20 protein-coding genes are annotated in these 24,166 nt (G+C 61.4%); 9 read left to right on the top strand and 11 right to left on the bottom strand.

The window, feature by feature from the left end; genetic code table 11:
- Window positions 1-132: 132 nt before the first annotated feature.
- Together ACWNZ1_RS03435 and ACWNZ1_RS03430 are read left to right on the top strand one after the other, a co-directional pair.
- The gene (locus tag ACWNZ1_RS03435; protein WP_280944823.1) at window positions 133-2,079 is read left to right on the top strand and encodes a DNA topoisomerase III; all 1,947 of its coding nucleotides are present in this window, start codon (window positions 133-135) and stop codon (window positions 2,077-2,079) included.
- 555 nt (window positions 2,080-2,634) lie between these two features.
- Window positions 2,635-2,964 (top strand): hypothetical protein, encoded by a 330-nt coding sequence (locus ACWNZ1_RS03430; protein WP_135844683.1) that lies wholly within the window; start codon window positions 2,635-2,637, stop codon window positions 2,962-2,964.
- Between the two features lie 59 nt (window positions 2,965-3,023).
- Here ACWNZ1_RS03430 and glsB read toward each other — a convergent pair whose 3' ends face one another.
- Complete coding sequence (glsB, locus tag ACWNZ1_RS03425) at window positions 3,024-3,932, bottom strand: glutaminase B (RefSeq protein WP_135844682.1); 909 nt, start codon at window positions 3,930-3,932, stop codon at window positions 3,024-3,026.
- A 165-nt stretch (window positions 3,933-4,097) separates the two neighbouring features.
- Here glsB and ACWNZ1_RS03420 point away from each other — a divergent pair, with 165 nt between their 5' ends.
- Entirely contained in the window at window positions 4,098-4,289 is a 192-nt protein-coding gene (locus ACWNZ1_RS03420; protein ID WP_135844681.1) for a hypothetical protein, read from the top strand.
- Between the two features lie 10 nt (window positions 4,290-4,299).
- On the opposite strand, the gene ACWNZ1_RS03415 is transcribed toward ACWNZ1_RS03420, so the two are convergent.
- The 4 genes from ACWNZ1_RS03415 to ACWNZ1_RS03400 all read right to left on the bottom strand — a co-directional run bounded on the left by ACWNZ1_RS03415 (window position 4,300) and on the right by ACWNZ1_RS03400 (window position 7,698).
- Window positions 4,300-5,268: a hypothetical protein gene (locus ACWNZ1_RS03415; protein WP_256452533.1), complete on the bottom strand. Its 969-nt coding sequence runs from the start codon at window positions 5,266-5,268 to the stop codon at window positions 4,300-4,302.
- 169 nt (window positions 5,269-5,437) lie between these two features.
- Complete coding sequence (locus ACWNZ1_RS03410; RefSeq protein ID WP_406550161.1) at window positions 5,438-6,289, bottom strand: ZIP family metal transporter; 852 nt, start codon at window positions 6,287-6,289, stop codon at window positions 5,438-5,440.
- A gap of 534 nt (window positions 6,290-6,823) precedes the next feature.
- On the bottom strand, window positions 6,824-7,201 hold the full coding sequence (locus tag ACWNZ1_RS03405) for a con-10 family general stress protein (RefSeq protein ID WP_135844678.1): 378 nt from the start codon (window positions 7,199-7,201) through the stop codon (window positions 6,824-6,826).
- A gap of 236 nt (window positions 7,202-7,437) precedes the next feature.
- The gene (locus tag ACWNZ1_RS03400; protein WP_456027345.1) at window positions 7,438-7,698 is read right to left on the bottom strand and encodes a hypothetical protein; all 261 of its coding nucleotides are present in this window, start codon (window positions 7,696-7,698) and stop codon (window positions 7,438-7,440) included.
- Window positions 7,699-7,875: 177 nt separating this feature from the next.
- On the opposite strand from ACWNZ1_RS03400, the gene ACWNZ1_RS03395 reads away from it, so the two are divergent.
- The gene (locus ACWNZ1_RS03395) at window positions 7,876-8,715 is read left to right on the top strand and encodes an NAD-dependent protein deacetylase (protein WP_135844676.1); all 840 of its coding nucleotides are present in this window, start codon (window positions 7,876-7,878) and stop codon (window positions 8,713-8,715) included.
- Between the two features lie 119 nt (window positions 8,716-8,834).
- Here ACWNZ1_RS03395 and ACWNZ1_RS03390 read toward each other — a convergent pair whose 3' ends face one another.
- Entirely contained in the window at window positions 8,835-9,737 is a 903-nt protein-coding gene (locus tag ACWNZ1_RS03390) for a LysR family transcriptional regulator (RefSeq protein ID WP_135844675.1), read from the bottom strand.
- A 130-nt stretch (window positions 9,738-9,867) separates the two neighbouring features.
- On the opposite strand from ACWNZ1_RS03390, the gene ACWNZ1_RS03385 reads away from it, so the two are divergent.
- The 3 genes from ACWNZ1_RS03385 to ACWNZ1_RS03375 are packed head-to-tail and all read left to right on the top strand — an operon-like array spanning window position 9,868 to window position 12,460.
- Window positions 9,868-10,566 carry a CoA transferase subunit A gene (locus ACWNZ1_RS03385; protein WP_003180356.1) on the top strand — a complete coding sequence of 233 codons (699 nt, stop codon included), beginning with the start codon at window positions 9,868-9,870 and terminating at the stop codon, window positions 10,564-10,566.
- Window positions 10,567-10,601: 35 nt separating this feature from the next.
- On the top strand, window positions 10,602-11,267 hold the full coding sequence (locus ACWNZ1_RS03380; RefSeq protein ID WP_003180355.1) for a CoA transferase subunit B: 666 nt from the start codon (window positions 10,602-10,604) through the stop codon (window positions 11,265-11,267).
- An 11-nt stretch (window positions 11,268-11,278) separates the two neighbouring features.
- Window positions 11,279-12,460 carry an acetyl-CoA C-acetyltransferase gene (locus tag ACWNZ1_RS03375; RefSeq protein ID WP_135844674.1) on the top strand — a complete coding sequence of 394 codons (1,182 nt, stop codon included), beginning with the start codon at window positions 11,279-11,281 and terminating at the stop codon, window positions 12,458-12,460.
- 252 nt (window positions 12,461-12,712) lie between these two features.
- Here ACWNZ1_RS03375 and ACWNZ1_RS03370 read toward each other — a convergent pair whose 3' ends face one another.
- On the bottom strand, window positions 12,713-13,426 hold the full coding sequence (locus ACWNZ1_RS03370; RefSeq protein WP_456027344.1) for a FadR/GntR family transcriptional regulator: 714 nt from the start codon (window positions 13,424-13,426) through the stop codon (window positions 12,713-12,715).
- Between the two features lie 300 nt (window positions 13,427-13,726).
- Between ACWNZ1_RS03370 and gudD the strand changes: the two genes are divergently transcribed.
- Window positions 13,727-15,070, top strand: a complete 1,344-nt coding sequence (gudD, locus tag ACWNZ1_RS03365) for a glucarate dehydratase (RefSeq protein ID WP_456027343.1) — start codon at window positions 13,727-13,729, stop codon at window positions 15,068-15,070.
- A gap of 159 nt (window positions 15,071-15,229) precedes the next feature.
- Here gudD and glgB read toward each other — a convergent pair whose 3' ends face one another.
- The 3 genes from glgB to ACWNZ1_RS03350 form a co-directional block, all read right to left on the bottom strand.
- The gene (glgB, locus tag ACWNZ1_RS03360; protein ID WP_456027342.1) at window positions 15,230-17,464 is read right to left on the bottom strand and encodes a 1,4-alpha-glucan branching protein GlgB; all 2,235 of its coding nucleotides are present in this window, start codon (window positions 17,462-17,464) and stop codon (window positions 15,230-15,232) included.
- A gap of 26 nt (window positions 17,465-17,490) precedes the next feature.
- Window positions 17,491-20,820: a maltose alpha-D-glucosyltransferase gene (gene treS / locus ACWNZ1_RS03355; RefSeq protein WP_456027341.1), complete on the bottom strand. Its 3,330-nt coding sequence runs from the start codon at window positions 20,818-20,820 to the stop codon at window positions 17,491-17,493.
- Between the two features lie 187 nt (window positions 20,821-21,007).
- Window positions 21,008-23,005 carry an alpha-1,4-glucan--maltose-1-phosphate maltosyltransferase gene (locus ACWNZ1_RS03350; protein WP_135844668.1) on the bottom strand — a complete coding sequence of 666 codons (1,998 nt, stop codon included), beginning with the start codon at window positions 23,003-23,005 and terminating at the stop codon, window positions 21,008-21,010.
- Between the two features lie 211 nt (window positions 23,006-23,216).
- Here ACWNZ1_RS03350 and ACWNZ1_RS03345 point away from each other — a divergent pair, with 211 nt between their 5' ends.
- Entirely contained in the window at window positions 23,217-23,402 is a 186-nt protein-coding gene (locus ACWNZ1_RS03345) for a hypothetical protein (RefSeq protein ID WP_135844667.1), read from the top strand.
- 127 nt (window positions 23,403-23,529) lie between these two features.
- On the opposite strand, the gene ACWNZ1_RS03340 is transcribed toward ACWNZ1_RS03345, so the two are convergent.
- A complete protein-coding gene (locus ACWNZ1_RS03340; protein ID WP_135844666.1) occupies window positions 23,530-24,030 on the bottom strand; it encodes an MgtC/SapB family protein in 501 nt (166 codons plus the stop codon).
- Window positions 24,031-24,166: the final 136 nt, after the last annotated feature.

Below are 24,166 nucleotides of genomic sequence, written 5' to 3'. Positions count from 1 at the left end.
ACGTTGCGCCAGACACCCCGTTGCAATGCATTGCAATGCCTTTATCTGTATATCCATACAGATAAAACTTGCCCCGGCACGCATCCATGACCATGCTACGGCCCCATGAACTCTGCTTAGGAATAGGGCGTTATGCAGCTGTACCTGTGTGAAAAACCGTCCCAGGCCAAGGACATCGCAGCCGTACTCGGGGCCACGCGCCGTGGCGACGGTTGCTGGCTGGGTGCGAACGTCACGGTCACCTGGTGCATTGGTCATCTGCTGGAAACCGCCCCGCCCGACGCCTACGACGCCCGCTACAAGCGCTGGGTGCTGGCCGACCTGCCCATCGTGCCGGCGCAATGGAAAATGACCGTCAAGCCGAAGACCGCCAGTCAGTACAAGGCAGTCAAGCGCCTGCTGGGGGAAGCGAAGGAACTGGTGATCGCCACCGACGCCGACCGTGAAGGCGAGATGATCGCCCGGGAGCTGGTGGAGCATTGCCGCTATCGCGGGCCGATCCAGCGGCTATGGCTGTCGGCCCTGGACGAAGCGTCGATCCGCAAGGCCCTGGCAGCCCTCAAGCCAGGGGCCGAAACCTTCAACCTGTATCATTCGGCCCTGGGCCGTTCCCGGGCCGACTGGCTGATCGGCATGAACATGAGTCGCCTGTTCACCCTGCTGGGGCGTCAGTCCGGCTACCAGGGCGTGCTGCCGGTGGGCCGCGTGCAGACACCGACGCTGCGGCTGGTGGTGGATCGTGACCGCAGCATCGCCAACTTCGTGCCGGTCGCCTACTGGGCCATCGACGTGCAGCTCAGCCACGAAGGCACTGCTTTCACCGCCCAGTGGCGTGCCGACCCGGATGCTTGCGACGATCAGGAACGCTGCCTGAACCAGACTTTGGCCCGGGACGCCGCCCAAGCCATGGGCAATGCCGCCACCGCCCGAGTGATGAAGGTGCGCACCGAACGCCTGCGCGAAACGGCGCCGTTGCCCTTCGACCTGGGCACCCTGCAAGAGGTCTGCTCGAAGAAGCTCGGCCTCGGCGCCCAGGAAACCCTGGACATTGCCCAGTCGCTCTACGAGACCTACAAGCTCATCACCTATCCTCGCAGTGATTGCGGTTTCCTGCCCTTGAGCCAACACAGCGAAGCCCCGGCCATCCTCACCGCCCTCGCCCAGGCCGACCCGGGCCTTGCGCCCCTGCGCGAGCACCTGCAGCCACAGCGCAAATCCCGGGCCTGGAACGACGCCAAGGTCAGTGCCCACCACGGTATCATCCCCACCGCCGCCGCAAAGAACCTCGACAAACTCGCCAGCAAGCAGCGAGCCGTCTATACGCTGATTCGCGCGCGCTACCTGGCGCAGTTCCTGCCCAACCACGAATACGACCGGACCCAAGCCGATTTCGACTGTGCCGGCCAGGCGCTACGCGCGGTGGGCAAGCAGATCGTCGAACCTGGCTGGAAACGCGCCCTGCCCGAGGCGCTGGCGCCGGCGCGGGGCCGTGAGGCACCGGTGCCGCAGACCCTGCCAGCGCTGACCGAGGGGCGTGACTGCGCGGTGGACGAGGTAAAACTCAAGGACCTGTGGACCCAGCCACCCAAGCCGTTTACCGAAGGCGACCTGATCAAGGCCATGAAGAACGTCGCCAAACTGGTGGAGGATCCGTTGCTCAAGCAAAAGCTCAAGGACACCACTGGCATTGGCACCGAAGCGACCCGGGCCTCGATCATCCAGGGGCTGCTCGACCGCGGTTACCTGGTGAAAAACGGCAAGGCCTTGTCTGCCACCCCGGCGGCCTTCAGCCTGATCGACGCCGTACCCAGAGCCATCGCCGACCCCGGTACCACAGCCATCTGGGAGCAGGCGCTGGACATGGTGCAAAGCGGTGAAATGAGCCTGGAAGAATTCGTCACCCGGCAAGCCGCGTGGATGAGCAAACACATCGCTCGCTGCCAGGGCATGAGCCTGACCATCAGCGGCCCGGCCAGCCCCGCCGGCCGTGGAGCCACACCGTGGAAGAACAAGCGCAAGCCGGCCAAGCGCAAGGCTGCCGGTACACCGCGTAAGGCGAGCAAAGCCAAGGTGACCTGACAATGACCTGGCGAGAATCCCCTCGCCACAGAGTCAGCATCTCGTAACCTTTCACCGGTTTCTCATACCCAAACCATTTTGTCCGACAATATGTAGTGAACAAAAATAATCACTACAAAACCGTTGACGCCTCCGATTTGCCCTTGCATGATGCAGACGTCTCCCCGATCGGGAGTACAGGCAACCGTTTGAGCAAGCTCGTCTGACCGCCGAGCTGTTTTTTTGGATAAGGGACTGCCCACAAGGCAGATTGAAGGTGCTGACCTGGCATGACCGTCCGGTAACAAGGACGAGAAACGCTGGCGATCAATCCTCATGATGCGCGTGGTCGACCCTCGAAAGTTGACACTGGCTGAAGATTCTTCGCTGTTTCTCTTCGTTGTAGCGCATTTGCGTAGCAGCCCTTCGATAACACTACACAACCGATGCACGACCCCGTCGAAGTTCGACGGATGAACGCTGACGGCCTGGTTTCGGTACCAGGTAGCACTTACCGAGAAGCGAAGTTTTTGCGAACCACCAGACAGATCAACCAAATGGTCAAGGGGCTTACACATGAATCTGAATAATCAACCATCTATTGATGAACTGGCTCGCATGTTCGCAGCGCACAAGGACACTCTCGACAGCCATATCCTGTGGATCAGCAAGACTGGCCAAGTGCATATGGACTGCCTGGCGCCTTTCGCCGGTGAGGAGGAGTTCGACAAGAACACCCAAGACCTGTGTGCCCGGCTGAAGATGTACCGTCGCGGCCAGGGCTATGTCGGCAAGAAGGCCGCTGCGGACAAGGACTTCATCGGTCGAGTATTGCAAACGTTGACCCAGGCTTGGCAGTCGATGCAAAACACCTCGCAAGTGCAGGTCATCGATCGCTTCTGCTGATTGCACTTGAATAAAAAGGGCCCGTTCCTCAACCAGGAACGGGCCCTTTTTCGTTGTATCTAGAACACCGACCAGCCGATCCGCTGGCTCATCAACTCCAGCGCCGCCATGCCGGCCAGGGAGTTGCCGGCGACGTTGAGTTCAGGCGACCAGACGCACACCGTGAAGCGCCCCGGCACCACGGCGACAATCCCGCCGCCCACCCCGCTCTTGCCAGGCAGGCCGACGCGATAGGCGAAATTGCCGGCCTCGTCGTACAGCCCGCTGGTAGCCATGATGGAGTTGACCTGCTGGGTCTGCCGCGCAGTGAGGATCTGTTCGCCGCTGTGCTTGCAGAACCCGTCGTTGGCCAGGAAGCAGAACGCCCGGGCCAGGTCGATGCAGCTCATCCGCAGGGCGCAGTGGCTGAAATAACTGCGCAGCACCGCTTCCACGTCGTTATGGAAGTTGCCAAAGGACTGCATCAGGTAGGCCATCGCCGCGTTGCGGGCACGGTGCTGGTATTCCGACTCGGCGACCTTGCCGTCCACCATCACTTGCGGGTTGCCCGACAGGCGCCGCACGAAATCGCGCATCGACAACGCCGGAGCGGCGAAACGCGACTGGTTGATATCGCAGATCACCAAGGCGCCGGCGTTGATGAACGGGTTGCGGGGCCGGCCGCGTTCGAACTCCAGCTGCACCAGGGAGTTGAAAGGCTGGCCGGACGGCTCATGGCCCAGGCGCTCCCAGATCGCTTCGCCGGAATGCCCGATGGCCTGCACCAGGCTGAACACCTTGGAAATACTCTGCACCGAAAACACCGTGTCGGCGTCGCCTGCGCAATACATCTCGCCGTCATTGCCATACACGGCAATGCCCAGCTGATTGGGCGCCACGGTGCCCAGGGCTGGAATGTAGTCGGCCACCTTGCCCTGACCGATCAGGGGGCGAACCGTATCGAGGATCTCGTTCAACAGTGCTTGCATATGCGCGGGGTCCAGTCATTCCCCGTTCGAAGTGCGGGGATACAGACGCTAGACGCTGATGGGCGGCGTCAGAGCACACTCAATTGACTGCAAGCGTTTTCACGGGCGCTTGCGACGAAATCCAGCAGTCTATAGTTGAAGGGATCAACCGACAGGAGGTACAGGATGCGTCAAATCATGCAAAAAGAACCCTGGTGGGCCTCGCCGCCCAGGCCCGGGCAGGATGAAAGCGAGCTGGAATGGGGCTGGCTGGTGATTTACAGCGAAGGCGAGCCGCGTTTCGAATTCGTCAAGGAACGTCCCACGGATGAACAGATCCGTCATCGCAAGGGTTGCCGCGTCACACTCGGCGAGTGAACCCGCCCCGTCACGGTTTGATGTCCGGCAACGCCACCGCTCGGTTGGCCAGGTCCGACTCGACCAGGTAGCCTTTGATTTCTTCGTCCAGGTAGTACACCGGCGCCATCACCCCACTGAGGGGATGCTTGAGTGACCTGAACCAAGCCTCGTCGAACGCGGCGCTCAGGTTTTTGCGGATCTGCGCTTCCATTTCCAGCCGTTCGCCCTCGTGGATCATGGCGCGAATACCCGCCACACCCACCGAAATCAACGCCCCCGCCGCCTTCCCGGCCACGGCCGCCGCCGCGCCGGCCGCTCCTCGTGTGGCGAACTGCGCTTCGATTTTTTCACTGGTACGCTGTGCCACCGTGGCAATCACTGCGTCCGATGGGCCCGAACCGGTGGCGGCGGCTTTGTTCACATGATCAATCAGCGCGGCATAGGCCGGCAGTGTATTGAGCGGTTCGGTATGGACCATCTCATACAACGAAGCGTTGCGCGCCGCCGGCGGGCCCAGGCGGATAGCAGGAATGCCGTGCAGGCGTCGGTTCATCAGCTCGGTCGGGATTTGATGCCGCGAGGCGATCACCTGAACCTGCTGACTGACCAGGCGCAGGTAATAATCCGTCGCACTGGCCCTGATCGCCTCAGGATCGATTTCCACCGCCACCGGCTCCAGCACCTGCTCGCGATACTGCTCTTGCAGATAAACCGCCAGACGCCTTGCCGAGGAGTCCTCCTCACCCTTGGCACTGGCGGCATACCAACTGACCTTCACTGCCAGCCACTCCTGGGTCCAGTAGCTGCTGAACCAGGGGATGAACTCAACTTCGGTCCGCTGGTACACCAGCATCCGCCAATGCTCCATCGACCCGCGGGCGTAGACTCCGGCCTGTTCGATAGCGCTTTTCGACGCCGCGATGATCTGCTGGTCGACCTGCCGCCAGGTGTCCTGGGGAATCACCACCGTAGCGACCTGTTGTCCGCGCTGCGGCATGGCACACCCCGCCAGAACGAGCAAAACGGCCAGCATCAGCGAACGCAGCACAATCGCGCCACCCCCGATTCATGTGATCCACGGGGTTGAGTATAGGTGGCGGGAAACAGGGGCTTGGCCTAAACACACAAAACCCAAGATCTCATCCAACAGGTATTTGGCGGGACAATCACCCCAACGCCGTGTCGAGAAACATCATCACCGCAAACCCCATCATCAATCCCAAGGTAGCCGGGGTTTCATGGCCGTTGCGGTGGGTTTCGGGAATCACTTCGTGGGACACCACGAAGATCATCGCCCCGGCAGCCAGGCCCAGGCTGATGGGATAAGCAACAGCCACGCCCGAGGACATGCCCAGGCCGATCACCGCCCCCAGCGGCTCCATCAGCCCCGAGCCCACCGCAATCAGCGCTGCACGCAGAGTACTGATGCCAGTGACCCGCAGCGCCATGGCGATGGCGAGACCTTCCGGGATGTCCTGAATGGCAATGGCGGTGGTCAGGGGCAGGCCGACCTTGAAATCGCCGTCGGCAAAACTGACACCAATGGCCATGCCTTCCGGCAAATTGTGCAAGGTGATGGCAAGGACGAACAGCCAGACACGATTGATGCGCTCGACCTGCGGGCCGCGCCGACCACTCAACTCGTGTTCGTGGGGAACGAAACGGTCAAGGCCGATCATCAGGGCGACGCCGAGCCCCAGGCCGACTACGACGACAAACGCGGCAAGCAACTGATTGCCACAAATGACCTGTGCAGCCTCGATCCCCGGCAAGATCAGTGAGAATGAACTGGCGGCGAGCATCATGCCCGCGGCGAAACCCAGCATGATGTCCTGGGTACGGGACGAGATGTCCCGCAACACCACCGCCATCATGGCGCCCACCGCGGTGGCGGCGAAGCCGGACGTGCCGCCCAGCACCGCATACCCCAGGTTTTGCCGGTCAGCCCCCACCAGCGCGTTGTAGCCGCTGTAGAGCAACAACGCGGTAATGACGGCCAACCCCAGCCAGAAGGTCATCCCCAGCACTAGATTGTTTTGCACAGGATCCAGCCAGGTACGCCAGGGCGATCGGATCCGGGAGGTGGGCTGGTCCATTGAATGTCCTTACTGGTTTTAGCCAGGCCATGCCTGGTCGTTGGCGTCACGACTTGAATGATCAAACTGAATGTTCAGGCGAGGAAGTCGACCCCCTGGCCGTTTTTACAGTTTGTCACCTTGCATCCCAGAACCCAAGCCGGCACACGTGGCGGCGGGGTGCGGTGCAGTCTTTTTTTCATGTGAAAAATGATTAAAGCTCTCCAACTGGCACAACGCATGTGGACGCTACCGATAGTAGCGTCCACAAAAATCCAAAGGAGCGGAAGGAATACAGTTTATTTTTTATCCAACACGAGGACGAGCGGTCATTTATATAAACCGTTCAAATCACCCGACCATTAAGTAACTTACAAGCCCATCGATCCGGCCAATCCATAACTTCTCGCCCTGGCAGTTATATCCAACCAGCCTAGGCCTATGGAATTAGCACAGGGTCTGCAAAGTCACCGGACATTACGATTTACGCCCTCCCCCCTGACTGTTTCCACTGCCTTTTCGACCGGCATCGCTGGCTTGCTCACGGTCGTTGGCTACGTTGCCACCGGAGGCTTGGCCGCCTTTACGCCCCGCTTCAGAGGCGCGTTCCGGATCTTTGGCAAAATTGCCCCCCGAGGCCTGCCCGCCTTTGCGGCCAGCCTCTGCGGCACGTCCTGGGTCGTTGGCGAAATTGCCGCCCGAGGCTTGCCCACCCTTGCGTCCGGCCTCGGATGCGCGCTCCGGGTCGTTGGCGAAGTTGCCACCCGAGGCTTGGCCGCCTTTCTTCCCAGCTTGCGAGGCCTTCTCACGATCGTTAGCGAAATTGCCAGGATTGTTATTTCCTGTGTTAGCCATTTCATTCACCTCGTTAATTGATGTTAGCGAACCTGCTGGTTCGTAGTATTCGGAAAACTCGAGGCCGCTAAGGTTTTAGAGGATGCGCGCATGCGACGACGAACGGTCGATGCTTTCATGCTCACCTTATTTATGGGGTCGACGCCCTGGCCTATTGCAATAGGCTATTGATCAAACCACGACCCTTAGATGATTTTGATCCGGTATATTTCAGCCAGATGAACCCTGTCGGGATCTCACCTCAACTGGACCTCAAGATTCGCCGTCGCAACACCGTGCTTAGCCACATACACCTCGGCGGTCCAGCCCTTGGTCAAGTTACGATAGGACTGGGTGCCCAAGGCCGTGCCGCTGTCCCACGCCATGACGTCGCCAATGTCGATGTCATTGACCGAACTTAGTTTGAGCACGGTGTGGTCGTTCTCTTGCTCGACGTACACACCCACCATTGCACGCTGTCGATTGATGACCCGTACTTTACCGGTGGTCTGTTTCATACGCCTCCTTCTCTCGGCAGGTTCAGGAGCGACCGCGATCGCCGCACATAGAAGTGGATGTCGCGGGCCCGGGGAAGTTTGAAGAACCACCGCACAGAGCGACGAAAGGCGTATCGCCGTTTCCCAGCTCAACCGCAGTGCTAATCTCAACAGTTCCAGGCCAGCGGAGACCCCCACATGCCCGACGATCTTCACCGTGAACCGCTCGATCAGTTGCTGGAACACATGGCCGGGCGCCATTTCCTGGTCCTCACCGGCGCCGGCATCAGCACCCCATCGGGCATTCCCGATTACCGCGACAGCGACGGTGTACGCCGGGGTCGACAGCCCATGATGTACCAGGAGTTTCTCGCCAAACCCGAGGCGCGGCGACGCTATTGGGCGCGAGCGATGCTGGGCTGGCCACGGGTGCGCCAGGCGCGACCGAATGCAGCCCACGAGGCCTTGGCGACGCTGCAGGCCGAACAACGCATCAGCGGCCTGATCACCCAGAACGTTGACACCCTGCACGACCAGGCCGGCAGCCAGGAGGTGATCGAACTCCATGGCAGCCTGCATCGCGTGCTGTGCCTGGATTGCGAGCAGCGCAGCGAACGGCAGCAGATCCAATTGTTGATGGAAGCACAAAACCCTTACCTGGCCGACGTCGATGCGGTGCAGGCGCCCGACGGCGACACCCTGCTGGCCCCGGCGTTCGAAGCGCGCTTCCAGATACCTCACTGCCCCCATTGCGGCGGTGAACGCTTGAAACCCGACGTGGTTTTTTTCGGCGAAAACGTCGCCGCCGTTACCGCCGCTCGCGCCACCCAGGCCGTCGAGGATGCGGACGGCCTGCTGGTGGTGGGCTCGTCGCTGATGGCCTGGTCGGCGTTTCGCCTGTGCCGGGCGATCAAGGATCAGGGCAAACCGCTGCTGGCGATCAACCGGGGCAAGACCCGGGCTGATGAGTTGCTGGATTTGAAGCTGGAAGAGCCATGCGAGGCGTTGCTGCCTTTACTGACACATCGCCAGTTCTAACGAACAACTCAGCCCCCTGTGGGAGCGGGCTTGCTCGCGAAAGCGGAGTATCAGTCGACATCAATGCTGAATGTTCCACCGTCTTCGCGAGCAAGCCTGCTCCCACAAAAGCTCGGTACTCAGCGTACGGCCAACTGCGCACCAAGATCCTGCTCCTTGAGCGTATCGAACAACGCCTGCGCCGCCGCCGACAGTTCATGCCCCGGTTTGGTCAGCACACCGATGGCCCGCTCGATCACCGGATCGCTCAAGGTAATGCAACGGGCGCCCAACTCATGCATCTGCCCGACACACAGGGCCGGTACTGCACTCACCCCCAACCCGCTGGCGACCATTCGCCCGACGGTCGCCAGTTGATGGCTCTCGAACTCCACCGGCAGTTTCATGCCCCGGGCCTGCAAATGTTCCTCGAGCATCACCCGCACGGTGGAGGGCCGCTGCAAAGTGATAAACGGCTGTTCCAGCAAGGCCTGCCACTTGATTTCGCTCAGCTGGGCCAGCGGCGAATCGAGGGGCACCACGGCAACAAAGCGATCCAGGTACAAAGGGGTAAAGGCCAGGGATGAGCTCTGCTGCGGTTCAAACGCTACCCCCAGTTCGACATGGCGATCACGCACCATCTCCAGCACCTGCTCGTTGATCACATCGTTGACCGTGACGTTGACATTCGGATAACGGGCGCGGAAGGTCTTGAGGATCGGTGGCAGCAAGTTACCGGCAAATGACGGCATCGCCGCCAACGTCACCCGACCGCGCTGCAAGGTGAAGCGTTGGCGCATTTCATCCTCGGCGTTGTCCCAATCGGCAACCAGCCGTCGAGCCAGTGGCAGCAAGGATTCGCCTTCAGGCGTCAGCGCGACGTTACGGGTATTGCGGCTGAACAACCGACCGCCGAGGCCCTCTTCCAGAGCCTTGATGGTCAGGCTCAAGGCCGACTGGGACAGGTGCAGTCGCTCGCAGGCCACGGCGAAGCTCAGGCTCTGGGCCACGGCGAGAAAGGCACGGATTTGCTTGAGGGTCATGGGCGCGGTGTTCCGGGTGGCAACTATTGAGTTTTATCAATCAATTCAACCTAAAAATCAACTTAACAAATATATGAGTTGGCGCAACACTGCATTCATTGCGAGCCCATCAAGAATAAAAGAGGTGTCTATGGCAGGTTTCGACAAACGCGTGAGTTCTTATGAAGAAGCGCTGGAAGGCTTGAAGGACGGCATGACCGTCATCGCCGGTGGTTTCGGCCTCTGCGGCATTCCGGAAAACCTGATCGCCGAGATCAAGCGCAAGGGTATTCGCGATCTCACCGTGGTCTCCAACAACTGCGGAGTCGACGGTTTCGGCCTCGGCGTGCTGTTGGAAGATCGGCAGATTCGCAAAGTGGTGGCCTCCTACGTGGGCGAAAACGCGCTCTTCGAAAAGCAGCTACTGAGCGGCGAAATCGAAGTCGTACTCACCCCCCAAGGCACCCTCGCCGAAAAAATGCGCGCCGGCGGCGCAGGCATCCCGGCGTTCTTCACCGCTACCGGCGTCGGCACCCCCGTGGCCGAAGGCAAGGAAGTGCGTGAATTCCATGGCCGCCAGTACCTGATGGAAGAATCCATCACCGGCGATTTCGCCATTGTCAAAGGCTGGAAAGCCGACCATTTCGGCAACGTGGTCTATCGCCATACCGCCCAGAACTTCAACCCGCTGGCTGCCACGGCCGGCAAGATCACCGTGGTGGAAGTCGAAGAAATCGTCGAACCCGGCGAGCTGGACCCGACGCAGATCCATACCCCTGGCATCTACGTCGACCGGGTCATTTGCGGCACGTTCGAAAAGCGCATCGAACAGCGCACCGTGCGTAAGTGATCCCCTGCCCCCGGCCCGAATGAAGGAATAACAACATGGCACTTTCCCGCGAACAAATGGCTCAACGCGTCGCCCGCGAAATGCAGGACGGCTACTACGTGAACCTGGGTATCGGCATTCCGACCCTGGTCGCCAACTACATCCCCGAAGGCATGGAAGTCATGCTGCAGTCGGAAAACGGCCTGCTTGGCATGGGCGCGTTTCCCACCGAAGCCGAGGTCGATGCCGACATGATCAACGCCGGCAAGCAGACCGTCACCGCGCGCATCGGTGCCTCGATCTTCTCTTCGGCCGAATCGTTTGCCATGATCCGTGGCGGCCATATCGACCTGACCGTGCTTGGCGCGTTCGAAGTGGATGTGGAAGGCAACATTGCCTCGTGGATGATCCCCGGCAAGCTCGTCAAAGGCATGGGCGGCGCGATGGACCTGGTGGCCGGCGCCGAGAACATCATCGTTACCATGACCCATGCGTCCAAGGACGGTGAGTCGAAACTGCTGCCACGTTGCAGCCTGCCGCTGACCGGCGCCGGCTGCATCAAGCGTGTACTGACCGACCTGGCCTACCTGGAAATCCAGGACGGCGCCTTCATCCTGAAAGAACGTGCCCCGGGCGTCAGCGTCGAGGAAATCGTCGCCAAGACCGCCGGCAAACTTATCGTGCCGGACCATGTGCCTGAAATGCAGTTCGCTGCCCAGTGAGGAGAGATTCGATGCAAGAAGTCGTGATTGTCGCCGCCACCCGCACTGCCATTGGCAGCTTCCAGGGTTCGCTGGCTTCCATTCCCGCACCGGAACTCGGTGCGGCGGTGATTCGCCGCCTGCTGGAACAGACCGGCCTGTCCGGCGAGCAGGTCGATGAAGTGATCCTCGGCCAGGTGCTGACCGCAGGCTCCGGGCAAAACCCGGCCCGCCAGGCGTCGATCCTCGCCGGTCTGCCCCATGCAGTGCCTGCGCTGACCCTGAACAAGGTCTGCGGCTCGGGGCTCAAGGCGTTGCACCTGGGCGCCCAGGCGATCCGCTGTGGCGATGCCGAGGTCATCATCGCCGGCGGCATGGAGAACATGAGCCTGGCCCCATACGTGTTGCCGGCCGCTCGCACCGGCCTGCGCATGGGCCACGCGAAGATGATCGACAGCATGATTACCGACGGCCTGTGGGATGCCTTCAACGATTACCACATGGGCATCACCGCCGAGAATCTGGTGGACAAGTACGGCATCAGCCGCGAGGAGCAGGACGCCTTTGCCGCCGCGTCCCAGCAGAAAGCCGTCGCCGCTGTTGAAGGCGGTCGGTTTGCCGATGAGATCACGCCGATCCTGATTCCGCAGCGCAAAGGTGATCCCGTGGCGTTCGCCACCGACGAACAACCACGGGCCGGCACCACCGCAGAATCCCTGGGCAAGCTCAAGCCCGCCTTCAAGAAGGACGGCAGCGTCACCGCCGGCAATGCTTCGTCGCTCAATGACGGCGCCGCTGCGGTCGTGCTGATGAGCGCCGAAAAAGCCAAGGCGCTGGGCTTGCCGGTGCTGGCGAAAATCAGTGCCTACGCCAACGCTGGCGTCGACCCGGCGATCATGGGCATCGGCCCGGTCTCGGCCACCCGCCGCTGCCTGGACAAGGCCGGTTGGTCGCTGGAGCAACTGGATCTGATCGAAGCCAACGAAGCCTTCGCCGCCCAGTCGTTGGCCGTGGCCAAGGAGCTGAAATGGGACATGGACAAGGTCAACGTCAATGGCGGCGCCATCGCCCTGGGTCACCCCATCGGGGCTTCAGGTTGCCGGGTACTGGTGTCGCTGCTGCATGAAATGATCAAGCGCGATGCCAAGAAAGGCCTCGCAACGCTGTGCATCGGCGGCGGCCAAGGCGTGGCCTTGGCGCTGGAACGGGCGTAACCGGCAAAGGGTTCAACAGCGGTTGTGCGGACCCACGAACATCCGCGCAGCCACTGGCACCACCACCGGCGCAACCTCGGTTGCGCCGGTTTTTTTTGCCTGCTGGTTTTGAGCCTGGCCCGCCGGCCGTCATCGCGAGCAAGCTCGGCTCCCACAAGGGTTCTTGGGTGCTCACAGATGCGACGTCCACCACAGTTCCAGTGTGAGAGCGGGCTTGCTCGCGAAGGCGGTGGGTCAGGCGACGATGAGCCCTCAGGCTCCCGCGCCAAACCGGTCGCGGCTGTTGGTCAGGTGCAGCCACATGGCGGCGCGGGCGGCGTCGGGGTCCTGGCGTTTGATGGCGTTGAAGATTGCCTCGTGCTCGAGGCTGGCCAATTGCGCCAGTTTCCCGAGATCAGCCTGGCCGCGTTCGGCCACGTCTACTCGGGTCCTGGGGATCATCGCACTGCCCAGGTGTTGCATGATCTCGACAAAGCAGGTGTTGTCCGTGGCTTCGGCGATGAGCAAATGGAAACGCCGGTCGGCTTCGACGCAGCTGTCGTTGTTGCTGGACAACCGTTGATAATCATCCAGCGCCTGACGCATCTGCTGCAGTTGGTGTTCACTGCGGCGCTGGGCCGCCAACGCAGCCGCCTGGGTTTCCAGGCCCAGGCGCAGTTCCAGAATGGCACGCACCCCCGCCGCGGTATCGACATTGAGCCGCAGGCCCGGCTCGCCGGTCTGCTCCAGCACAAAGGTGCCACTGCCGTGACGAGTCTCCACCAATCCTGAAGCCTGCAACTTGGAAATCGCCTCGCGCACCACCGTGCGGCTGACGCCATAGGCCTGCACGATGGCAATTTCCGAGGGCAGTTTATCCCCCGGTTTCAACTGGCCCAGCAGGATGCTCTGGCTCAGTTTCACCACCAGATCATGGGCCAGGTTGTGAGTACGCTTGCGCAGCGGTGCGCGGGTGTCTGGCGGCATGGACCGTTGCTCCTTAATACGGGCAGGCTGATCGTCGGATGAAACCTCATCGCCCCTCAAGTTGTATGACAAGCACAATCATCGCAGCCGACGCTCGGCTGCGCCAGTGCTAATGCAATCATCCCTGCACTTCTATTTTTTTAGAACCCCCAGCAAACACAGGTACTCAAGGGATATTTTGGACAGTCGCATTTAAAAAGCGACAAAGCTCACTTGTAAGACAAAAAAATCAAGTTGTATGATGTCTAGCAACATCGCCCCGCCGCGATGCCCGTATAAAAACAACGAGTGGGAAAAAACATGCAGATCCAAGATGCCACCAAAGCCCCGATCATCACCAGCATGCAGGTCGTGCCCGTGGCCGGCCATGACGGCATGCTGCTGAACCTCAGCGGCGCCCACGGCCCGTTCTTCACCCGCAACATCGTCATCCTCAAGGACAACGCCGGCCACACCGGAGTGGGCGAAGTGCCCGGTGGCGAGCGCATTCGCCAGACCCTCGAAGACGCCCGCTCGCTGGTGGTCGGCAGCCCCATCGGCACCTACCAGAAGATCCTCAACACGGTGCGCCAGGCGTTCGCCGACCGCGATGCCGGTGGCCGGGGCCTGCAGACCTTCGACCTGCGCATCACCATCCACGCGGTAACCGGCCTGGAAGCGGCGTTGTTGGACCTGCTCGGCCAACACCTGGACGTGCCGGTCGCAGCCCTGCTCGGCGAAGGCCAGCAGCGCGATGAAGTGAAGATGCTCGGTTATCTGTTTTATGTCGGCGATCGCCAGCAGACCGACCTGGCCTACCGCAGCGAACCGGACGCCGACAACGACTGGTTCCGCATCCGCCACGAAAAAGCCCTGGACGCCGACGCCGTGGTGCGCCTGGCCGAAGCCGCTCACGCGCGTTATGGCTTTGAGGATTTCAAGCTCAAGGGCGGCGTGCTCGAGGGTGACGCAGAAATCGAAGCGGTTAGCGCACTGGCCGAACGTTTCCCCCAGGCACGCATCACCCTGGACCCGAACGGTGCCTGGTCACTCAAGGAAGCGATCCGTCTGTGCCGCGACCAGCACAAAGTGCTGGCCTATGCCGAGGACCCCTGCGGGGCCGAGAACGGCTACTCCGGGCGTGAGGTCATGGCCGAGTTTCGCCGGGCTACAGGCCTCAAGACCGCGACCAACATGATCGCCACCGACTGGCGCGAGATGGGCCACGCGATCACTTTGCAGTCAGTGGACATTCCTCTGGCCGATCCGCATTTCTGGACCATGCAGGGTTCGGTGCGGGTGGCGCAGATGTGCAATGAATGGGGCCTGACCTGGGGTTCGCATTCCAACAACCACTTCGATATCTCCCTGGCGATGTTCACACATGTGGCCGCTGCAGCGCCGGGCGACATCACCGCCATCGACACTCACTGGATCTGGCAGGACGGCCAACGGCTGACCAAGGCGCCGCTACAGATCCAGGGCGGCTGCGTGCAGGTGCCGAAAAAACCGGGGCTGGGGATTGAGCTGGATACCGATCAGTTGGCCAAGGCCCATGAGCTGTACAAAGGCATGGGGCTAGGAGCAAGGGACGATGCGGTGGCGATGCAGTACCTGATTCCGGGCTGGACGTTCAACAACAAGCGGCCGTGCCTGGTGCGCTGAAACGACTCCCCCCTGTGGGAGCGAGCTTGCTCGCGATGGCGATGAATCAGCCACATTAATGGTGACTGACACGCCGCTTTCGCGAGCAAGCCCGCTCCCACATTGGCTCAGGTGCTCTTGAGCTTGAAGTCACCCATGACGCCTTGTGGGACTGCGTGACTAGCCCTCCGGCCGCAGGATCAACACAGCCAACGGCGGCAGGTTGAGTTCCAGCGACAGGTTTTGCCCATGGCTGGGCACTTCTTCGGTGGAGGCACCGCCGCCGTTGCCGTAGTTGGAACCGGCATAGGTGTCGGCATCGCTGTTGAGCAATTCCACCCAACGCCCGGCGAACGGCACGCCGACCCGATAGGCCTCGCGCGGCACCGGTGTGAAGTTGGCCACCACCAACGCCGGCCGACCATCCTTGCTCCAACGCAGCCAGGCGTAGACGCTGTTGACCGCATCGTCACCAATCAACCATTGGAAACCCTGAGGCGCGTCATCCTGGTCATGCAACGCCGGTTCTTCGCGATACAGTCGGTTCAGATCGCTGACCAGTTTCTGCACCCCGCGGTGCTCAGGGTATTGCAGCAGGTACCAATCCAACTGTTGATCGTGGTTCCACTCGCGCCATTGGCCGAACTCGCAGCCCATGAACAGCAGCTTCTTGCCCGGATGGCCCCACATGAAACTGAGGTAGGCCCGCAGGTTGGCGAACTTCTGCCAACGATCACCGGGCATTTTGTCGATCAACGAACGTTTGCCGTGGACCACTTCGTCATGGGAAATCGGCAGCACGAACCGCTCGGACCACGCGTACATCAGGCCAAAACTCAGTTCGTTATGGTGATGGGCGCGGTATACCGGGTCCTGCTGGATGTAGTGCAGCGAATCGTGCATCCAGCCCATGTTCCATTTATAGGAAAAACCCAGGCCGCCCTGTTGCGTGCTCTGGCTGACGCCCGGCCAGGCGGTGGACTCTTCGGCGATGACCAACGCGCCAGGGGCTTCCAATGCCACCACGTCGTTGAGGTGCCGCAGGAAATCAATGGCTTCCAGGTTCTCGCGCCCGCCGTGACGGTTAGGCACCCACTCGCCCGCCTTGCGCGAATAGTCGCGGTACAGCATCGAGGCTACGGCATCCACACGCAGGCCATCGATGTGGAAATGCTTGAGCCAGTGCAGCGCCGAGGCCAGCATGAAACCGTGGACTTCGGTGCGCCCCAGGTTGTAGATCAGGGTGTCCCAATCCTGGTGGAAGCCTTCCAGCGGGTTGCCGTATTCGTACAACGCGGTGCCGTCGAATTGGGCCAGACCATGGGTGTCAGTGGGAAAATGCGCCGGCACCCAGTCAAGGATCACACCGATGTTGGCCTGGTGGCAGGCATTGACGAACGCAGCGAAATCGTCCGGCGAGCCGAAGCGCGCCGTCGGGGCGAACTGCGACAGCGGTTGATAGCCCCAGGAGCCGCCGAACGGGTGCTCCATGATCGGCATCAGCTCGATGTGGGTAAAACCCAGGTCCTTGACGTAAGGCACCAGCCGTTCGGCCATTTCATGCCAGTTGTATTGCCGGGCCACCTCCCCCGCCTCGTCGATTTCGCACTGCCAGGAACCGGCGTGCAACTCGTAGATCGACAACGGGGCAGCGGGCAGATGCCGCTCAGCGCGTTGCTGCATCCATTCGTGGTCCTGCCATTCGATCTTCAACGGCGCGGCGACTTTCGACGCGGTGTCTGGCGGCATTTGGGTAGCCAGCGCCACGGGGTCGGCCTTGAGCGGCAGGATGCCGTGGGCACCAAGGATTTCATATTTGTAGCCTTCACCCGCGCCAAGCCGTGGGATGAACAGCTCCCACACACCGGACGGATAGCGGATGCGCATCGGATGCCGACGCCCGTCCCAGACGTTGAAGTCCCCCACCACCGAGACGCGCCGCGCATTCGGCGCCCACACGGCGAACCGCACGCCGTCGATGCCATCGACGGTGGTCAGTTGCGCACCGAGGCAGGAACTGAGGTCGCGGTGATTACCCTCGGCAAACAGGTAAAGATCCATCTCTCCCAGCAGCGGCCCGAAGCTGTACGGGTCCTCTGCCACTTGCTCGCCGCCGGCCCAACGGGTGCGCAGCAGGTAGGCCTGGGAGCGGTCGAAATGGCCGACAAACAGGCCCGGGGTTTCGCTCTGTTGCAGCTCACCGAGCTCCTCACCGCCGTCACGGGCGAGCACCTGCACGCTCAACGCACCGGGCAAGTACGCACGAATGAACTGTCCGCCCGCGCCATCGCCGTGAGGGCCCAGGATCGAAAACGGGTCTTGATGCTCGGCGCGCACCAGCGCGTCGATGTCATGGGGTGCAGGCAGCAATGACTCTTTGGCCTGCCCTTGGGATTCTTTGTTCGAGACACTCATGATTCTCTCCACTAAATCGGTCCGGCTTAATCGGAAAAGGGTTTCAGCCCACTCAATAACCCGTACAGACCGTGCAATGGCACGGGCAGCCAGGCGGGGCGATTCTCGGCTTCATAGGCCACTTCATAGGCCGCCTTCTCCAGGCCGAACAACGCCAGCGCGGCGTCTTCGCCTTCAGCATCCTTCCATTCATGAGCAAGACTAGCTGCCGCCAGTCGATATGCCTGAACAAATGCCTCGCGGGCCTCTTTTAAATAACGATCAGCCACCCGCTGCCGCGCCGCATCGGCATCGGCGGTGCTGTCGACAGTGTTCAAATGGATCGCCATGGCGGCCGCGTAATCGAAGGAACGCAGCACACCACTGACGTCCTTGTACGGGCTGTGCTTGCCCCGACGTTCGTGCAACGGTCGTGCCGGCTCGCCCTCGAAGTCGATCAGGTAGGCGTCGCCCTTGATCACCAGCACCTGCCCCAGGTGCAGGTCGCCGTGCACGCGAATACGCAAGCCACCGACGGCCTTGCTGGCCAGTTCCTGAATGTGGCCCAGGACGGTTTTCTTGTGCTCGAGCAAACGCGCGACCATGGCTTGATCCGTCGAGCTCAACTGACTCTGATTCTGCTTGAGCAGGCGCAGAGCGTTTTCCACTTGAGCGGCCACATCCTTGCCGATGGCCTGGGCTTCCTTGGCATTGGTAGCCTGCGGCGCGAAGTCTGGGTCGTCGGTGGACTTGGCCAGCACCTGGTGCATTTCCCCCAGGCGTTGGCCGAGCATACCGGCGAAATCCTTCAGCTCGCCCAACGCGTTGTAATGCTGCTCCTGCTCGGACACGGCATCGGCCAATTCATCGCGCAATGCGCGTTCAAGGTTGTTCTGGGTCCATTCCCAAGCATCGCCCTGGTTGCTCAGGTAGCCCTGGGCAATCATCAGCAGCGCGTCCTCGCCCTCGGCGTCGCGGCGGATCACCGAACCCAACAGCGGCGAGATATTGCTGAAGCCTGCGGCCGTCAGATAGGCGCTCATCTCCAGTTCCGGATGCACGCCCGAAGCGACTTTGCGGATCAGTTTGAGCACCAGGCTGCCGCCGACCACCACCGAACTGTTGGACTGCTCGGCGGACAGGTAACGCACCTCAGGCTCAGCCCCCAGGTTCAACGCGGTCAGGCCTTCGGTGGGCTCAAAACGCAACTCACCTTCGGTGCATGGCAGCACCGTGGCGCTCTGCATGCCTTGCAGCACGGCCCGCACGAAGCTCTCCAGGCTGAACGCATCGGTGATCAGGCCGACTTGGCGAACCCGACGAACACGCGACAGCGCCAATTGCTGTGGCAACGCCGCCCCGACCTGGTCTTCAGGCAGCAGGCCGAACGGCAGTTGATAACGCAGAGTCTGGCCGGCACTGGTGACGTCGATTTCGCTGAGCAGCACCGGGTGCTGCGGATCACCGAAGCGCACGCCGTAGACGATGTTGACCTTCTCGATCTTGCTGTCCTTGCCGGCGAACCAACGACGGTTCTGCAGCCAGCTCGGCAGGATGGTTTGCTCCAACGTGGTGCGCGATGGCGCTTCGAGCAACTCTTCCAGACGTTTTTTCAACACCAGCGTGGTGAAATCCGGCAGGCTCTGGGCCGGTTCCACGTGCCAGCTCGGCATCTGGTTTTCCGCCGCCAGGGCGAACCAATAGAAACCGTACGGCGGTAGGGTCAGCAGGAAATTCAGCTGGCCAATGGGCGGAAAGGCATTGCCCCCCAGCATCTCCACCGGGACCATGCCGGCGTAGGCCGACAGATCCAGCTCGGCAGCCTGGGCGCTGCGGGACACGTTGGCCACGCAGAGGATGATTTCGTGCTTGCCTTCCGGGCTGGTGTATTCCCGGGTGTAGGCCAGGATCCGACGGTTGCTCGGCGACAGCATTTTCAGCGTGCCCCGGCCGAAGGCTTGCGACTGCTTGCGCACCGCCAGCATCCGACGAGTCCAGTTGAGCAGCGAATGCGGATCGCCGGCCTGGGTCTCGACGTTGACCGACTGGTAGCCGTATTGCGGGTCCATGATCGGCGGCAGCACCAGGCTGGCCGGGTCGGCCCGCGAGAAGCCGCCGTTGCGGTCGATGGACCACTGCATCGGCGTGCGCACGCCATCGCGGTCGCCCAGGTAAATGTTGTCGCCCATGCCGATTTCATCGCCGTAATACAGAGTCGGCGTGCCAGGCATCGACAGCAGCAGGCTGTTGAGCAATTCAATGCGACGACGATCGCGCTCCATCAGCGGCGCCAGGCGCCGGCGAATCCCCAGGTTGATCCGCGCCCGACGGTCGGCCGCGTAATAATTCCACAGGTAATCGCGCTCCTTGTCAGTGACCATCTCCAGGGTCAGTTCATCGTGGTTGCGCAGGAAAATCGCCCACTGGCAATTGGCCGGAATCTCCGGGGTCTGGCGCAGGATGTCGGTGATCGGGAAGCGGTCTTCCTGGGCCAGCGCCATGTACATGCGCGGCATCAGCGGGAAGTGGAACGCCATGTGGCACTCGTCACCGTTCATACCCTGGGCATCGACATCACCGAAATACAGCTGGGTGTCTTCCGGCCACTGGTTGGCTTCGGCCAGCAACATGCGGTCGGGGTAATTGGCGTCGATCTCGGCACGAATCTGCTTGAGGACGTCGTGGGTCTCGGGCAGGTTTTCGTTGTTGGTGCCGTCGCGCTCGATCAGGTACGGGATGGCGTCCAGGCGCAAGCCGTCGATGCCCATGTCCAGCCAGTAGCGCATCACCGACAGCACGGCCTTGATGACCTGCGGGTTATCGAAATTGAGGTCGGGCTGGTGGGAGTAGAAACGGTGCCAGAAGTACTGGCCGGCTACCGGGTCCCACGTCCAGTTGGACTTCTCGGTGTCGAGGAAAATGATCCGCGTGCCATCGTACTTGTGGTCGTCGTCGGACCAGACGTAGAAGTCCCGCGCCGCCGAACCCGGCTTGGCCTTGCGCGCGCGCTGAAACCACGCATGCTGGTCCGAGGTGTGGTTGATGACCAGTTCGGTGATGACCCGCAGGTTGCGTTTGTGGGCTTCAGCGATGAAGCGCCGCGCATCGGCCATGGTGCCGTAGTCGGGGCTGACGCCACGGTACTCGGCAATGTCGTAGCCGTCATCGCGACGCGGCGAAGGGTAGAACGGCAGCAGCCAGATGGTGTTGACGCCCAGATCGGCGATGTAGTCGAGCTTCTCGATCAGGCCGGGAAAGTCCCCGATCCCGTCGTTATTGGAGTCAAAATAGGATTTTACGTGGACCTGATAAATCACCGCGTCCTTGTACCAGAGCGGGTCTTTGATAAAGGTGGCAGACCGGGGTTTCTTCGCCATTTGCAACTCCTGATGAATTCAATAAAGCCGCGGGAACAGGCTTGTTAAGTCTTTTTGTGGCGGAGGGATTTTGCGAAACGTCGCGCCGCCCCGCTTTGTGGGAGCAAAGCTTGCTCGCGATGCAGGCGCCTGGATTCTCCAAGAGACCGCGTCATCTTCATCGCGGGCAAGCCTTGCTCCCACAGCGTCAAGCCAGGCTGATCCGCCAGATCCCAAACGGCTGGGTCGCCGGGTCAATCCGCATGAACTGGTACTTGCCATACCAGGTCCAGCGATGGCCGCTCATCAAATCCTCGCCTTGGGTCGCGGCATCGTCCGGCAAGCCCATCTCCCACAGCGGCAGTTCGAAATTGGCTTCCTGCGGGTTATGCGGATCGAGGTTCACCGCCACCAGGATGAAATTGCTGCCGTCAGGCGTACGCTTGCCGAAATAGAGAATGTTGTCGTTCCAGGCGTTGTAGACCTTCAGGCCCAAGTGCGTATGCAACGCCGGGTTCTGCCGGCGGATGCGGTTGAGCTGGGCGATTTCGGCAACAATGTTGCCCGGCGCCGTAAAGTCTCGAGGGCGGATTTCGTACTTCTCCGAGTCGAGGTATTCCTCCTTGCCGGGCACCGGTGCCGATTCGCACAACTCGAAACCTGAATACATGCCCCACAAGCCCGAGCCCATGGTTGCCAGCGCCGCGCGGATCAAAAAGCCCGCCCGCCCCGATTCATGGAGAAACGCCGGGTTGATGTCTGGTGTGTTGACGAAAAAATTGGGCCGGTAGCATTCGCGCCAAGGCGACTCGTTGAGCTCGGTGAAATAGGTCGCCAGCTCGGCCTTGGTGTTGCGCCAGGTGAAATAGGTGTAGCTCTGGGAATAGCCGACCTTGCCCAAGCGGGCCATCATGGCCGGGGTGGTGAAGGCTTCGGCGAGGAACATCACTTCCGGGTGTTGAGCCCGCACATCGGCGATCAGCCACTGCCAGAACGGCAACGGCTTGGTGTGGGGATTGTCGACGCGGAATATCTTCACGCCTTCTTTGACCCAGCCCACCACAATGTCCCGTAGCTCCAGCCACAGACTGGGAATCGCATCCGCCGCGTAGAAATCAACGTTGACGATGTCCTGGTATTTCTTCGGCGGGTTTTCCGCGTACTTGATCGTGCCGTCCGGCCGCCAGCTGAACCAGCCCGGATGCTGCTTGAGCCACGGGTGGTCCTGGGAGCACTGGATGGCGAAGTCGAGAGCGATCTCCAGGCCATGGTCGGCGGCTGCCGCCACCAGGCGGCGGAAGTCGTCACGGGAGCCCAATTGCGGGTGAATCGCTTCGTGCCCGCCCTCCTCGCTGCCGATGGCGTAGGGGCTGCCCGGATCGTCGGGCCCGGCCGTAAGGGAATTGTTCGGGCCTTTGCGGAAGCTGCGGCCGATGGGGTGGATCGGCGGGAAATACAACACGTCAAAACCCATGTCCTGGATCACCGCCAGGCGCGAATGCACGTCGTTGAACGTGCCATGGCGGGCGGGATCATCAGTGATCGAGCGTGGGAACAGCTCATACCAACTGGCAAACTCGGCCAGTTTGCGCTCCACGTCCAACGGGTACTGAGGGCTGATGCTCAAGTAAGGTCGGTGGTCGGCCTGGGACATCAGGTCGGCACTGCGAGGCGCCAGGAACAACGCAACCTGTTCGGCCGGCAACAGGCCGGAGAGTTCATGGTGCAACGCGGCCAACTGTTCGCTCAGCTCACCGTCGCTACGCTCGGAGGCCATCTGCACTTGGTTGCGCCCCTCCTGCAGCTCCAGGCTGATAGGCACCCCGGCGCCGAATTTCTTCTCCAGCTCGTAGCGGAAGCTGGCGAACTGATCGATCCAGGCTTCGATGCAGAACACATAGCGACCTTGCTCCGGCACGTTGAACTGGCCGCCCCAGCCGTTATTGCCCAGATCGGTCATCGCTTCGCGGTTCCACGCCTCGTCTTCAAGCGCGCGCCAGCGGATGTGCACGGCCAACTTATCGTGGCCATCGGCGAAAACTTTACTGGTCACCGTCACGTCTTGCCCGGCCACGGCCTTGGCGGCGAATAGCCCGCCGTCGATCACCGGCATGGTGTTTTCAATTGCAATACGCGGCAACAACAAGGCCTGGGACAACGGCAAGTGCAGGGTAGAGGCCAAGTCAGTCGGGTATTCAGCAGTCATCGAGCATCACTCCTTTTTACGCCCCATGGACGCGCTTGTGACGGTAAAGGCCCAACGGGTCCCTGAAAAAACTCACTTAAACTCCGAACCGAATCAGCGGTTAAAAGTTCAGCGGGATTTGCCCAGAGGCCTTCCGGGATCAAACCCGGTGCGGGGTGGTCAACAACAATAAGCACGACTCAAGCCATATGCGTTATGGAGAACCGTCCCGATGAATATTCCCATCCCGGCCGAAACACCCGACCCGAACATTGACGATCCCACCTTGCCGCCACCCGGCCCTGATCCGGAACCGATTCCGGAGCAAGACCCGCCACTGGATCCACAGCCGCCGCTGGGCGATCCGCCAAGCGAGGCGCCGCCGGAGAGCGGGTTTGATCAACAGCCTAGTGGATAACAAAAAACCTGTAGGAGCGGGCTTGCTCGCGAAGACGGTGTGTCAGGCTAGGTTTCGTCGACTGACACAGCGCTTTCGCGAGCAAGCCCGCTCCCACTTTGGCTTGTGTTCTGGCTAGAGATCGCGGTCACGGCTTGTCCTCCCTCTCCAGCGCCCGGATGATCACCGGCATCACACTGAAGATCGCCAACGCCAGCAAGGTGCTCAGCACGGCCGTCGCCTCTCGGCCCAGCCCGGCGGCGACGCCGATGGCGGCGGTCATCCACAGGCCGGCGGCGGTGGTCAGGCCCTTCACGTGGCTTTCGTCGCCGTCGTTGCTTTTCAGGATGGTGCCGGCCCCAAGAAAGCCGATGCCCGCGACAACGCCTTGAATGACCCGGCTCATGGCGTCGGCCTGAGAGCCGGACATCTGCGGCACCAGCACGAACAACGCGGCCCCCAGCGCCACCAGCATATGCGTGCGCACACCGGCGGCCTTGCCCTTGTGCTCGCGTTCGAAACCCAGGATACCGCCCAGCAGCGCCGCCATCAGCAGGCGCACCGTGACCCGGGTCATCTGTTGGGCATCGGTGATGTCGGCGAATTCCGCTTGCAAGGTCATCCAGACTTCATGCCACCAGGCGTCCATGAGTCGTCCTCTTTTCAGTCGATAAACGATGGACCGCACGCGGCGGCAGAGGTGCGCTTGACCGCTGATCAGCCGCGTCGAACCCCGGCGATGGGGTGACGCCTAACGTTCAGGACATTCAGGAAAGGAGTGACGT

This window comes from Pseudomonas sp. CFBP 5748 (genome assembly GCF_053850495.1).
The sequence above is the reverse complement of the archived record's forward strand: the minus strand, read 5'-3'. Positions and strand labels throughout refer to the sequence as shown.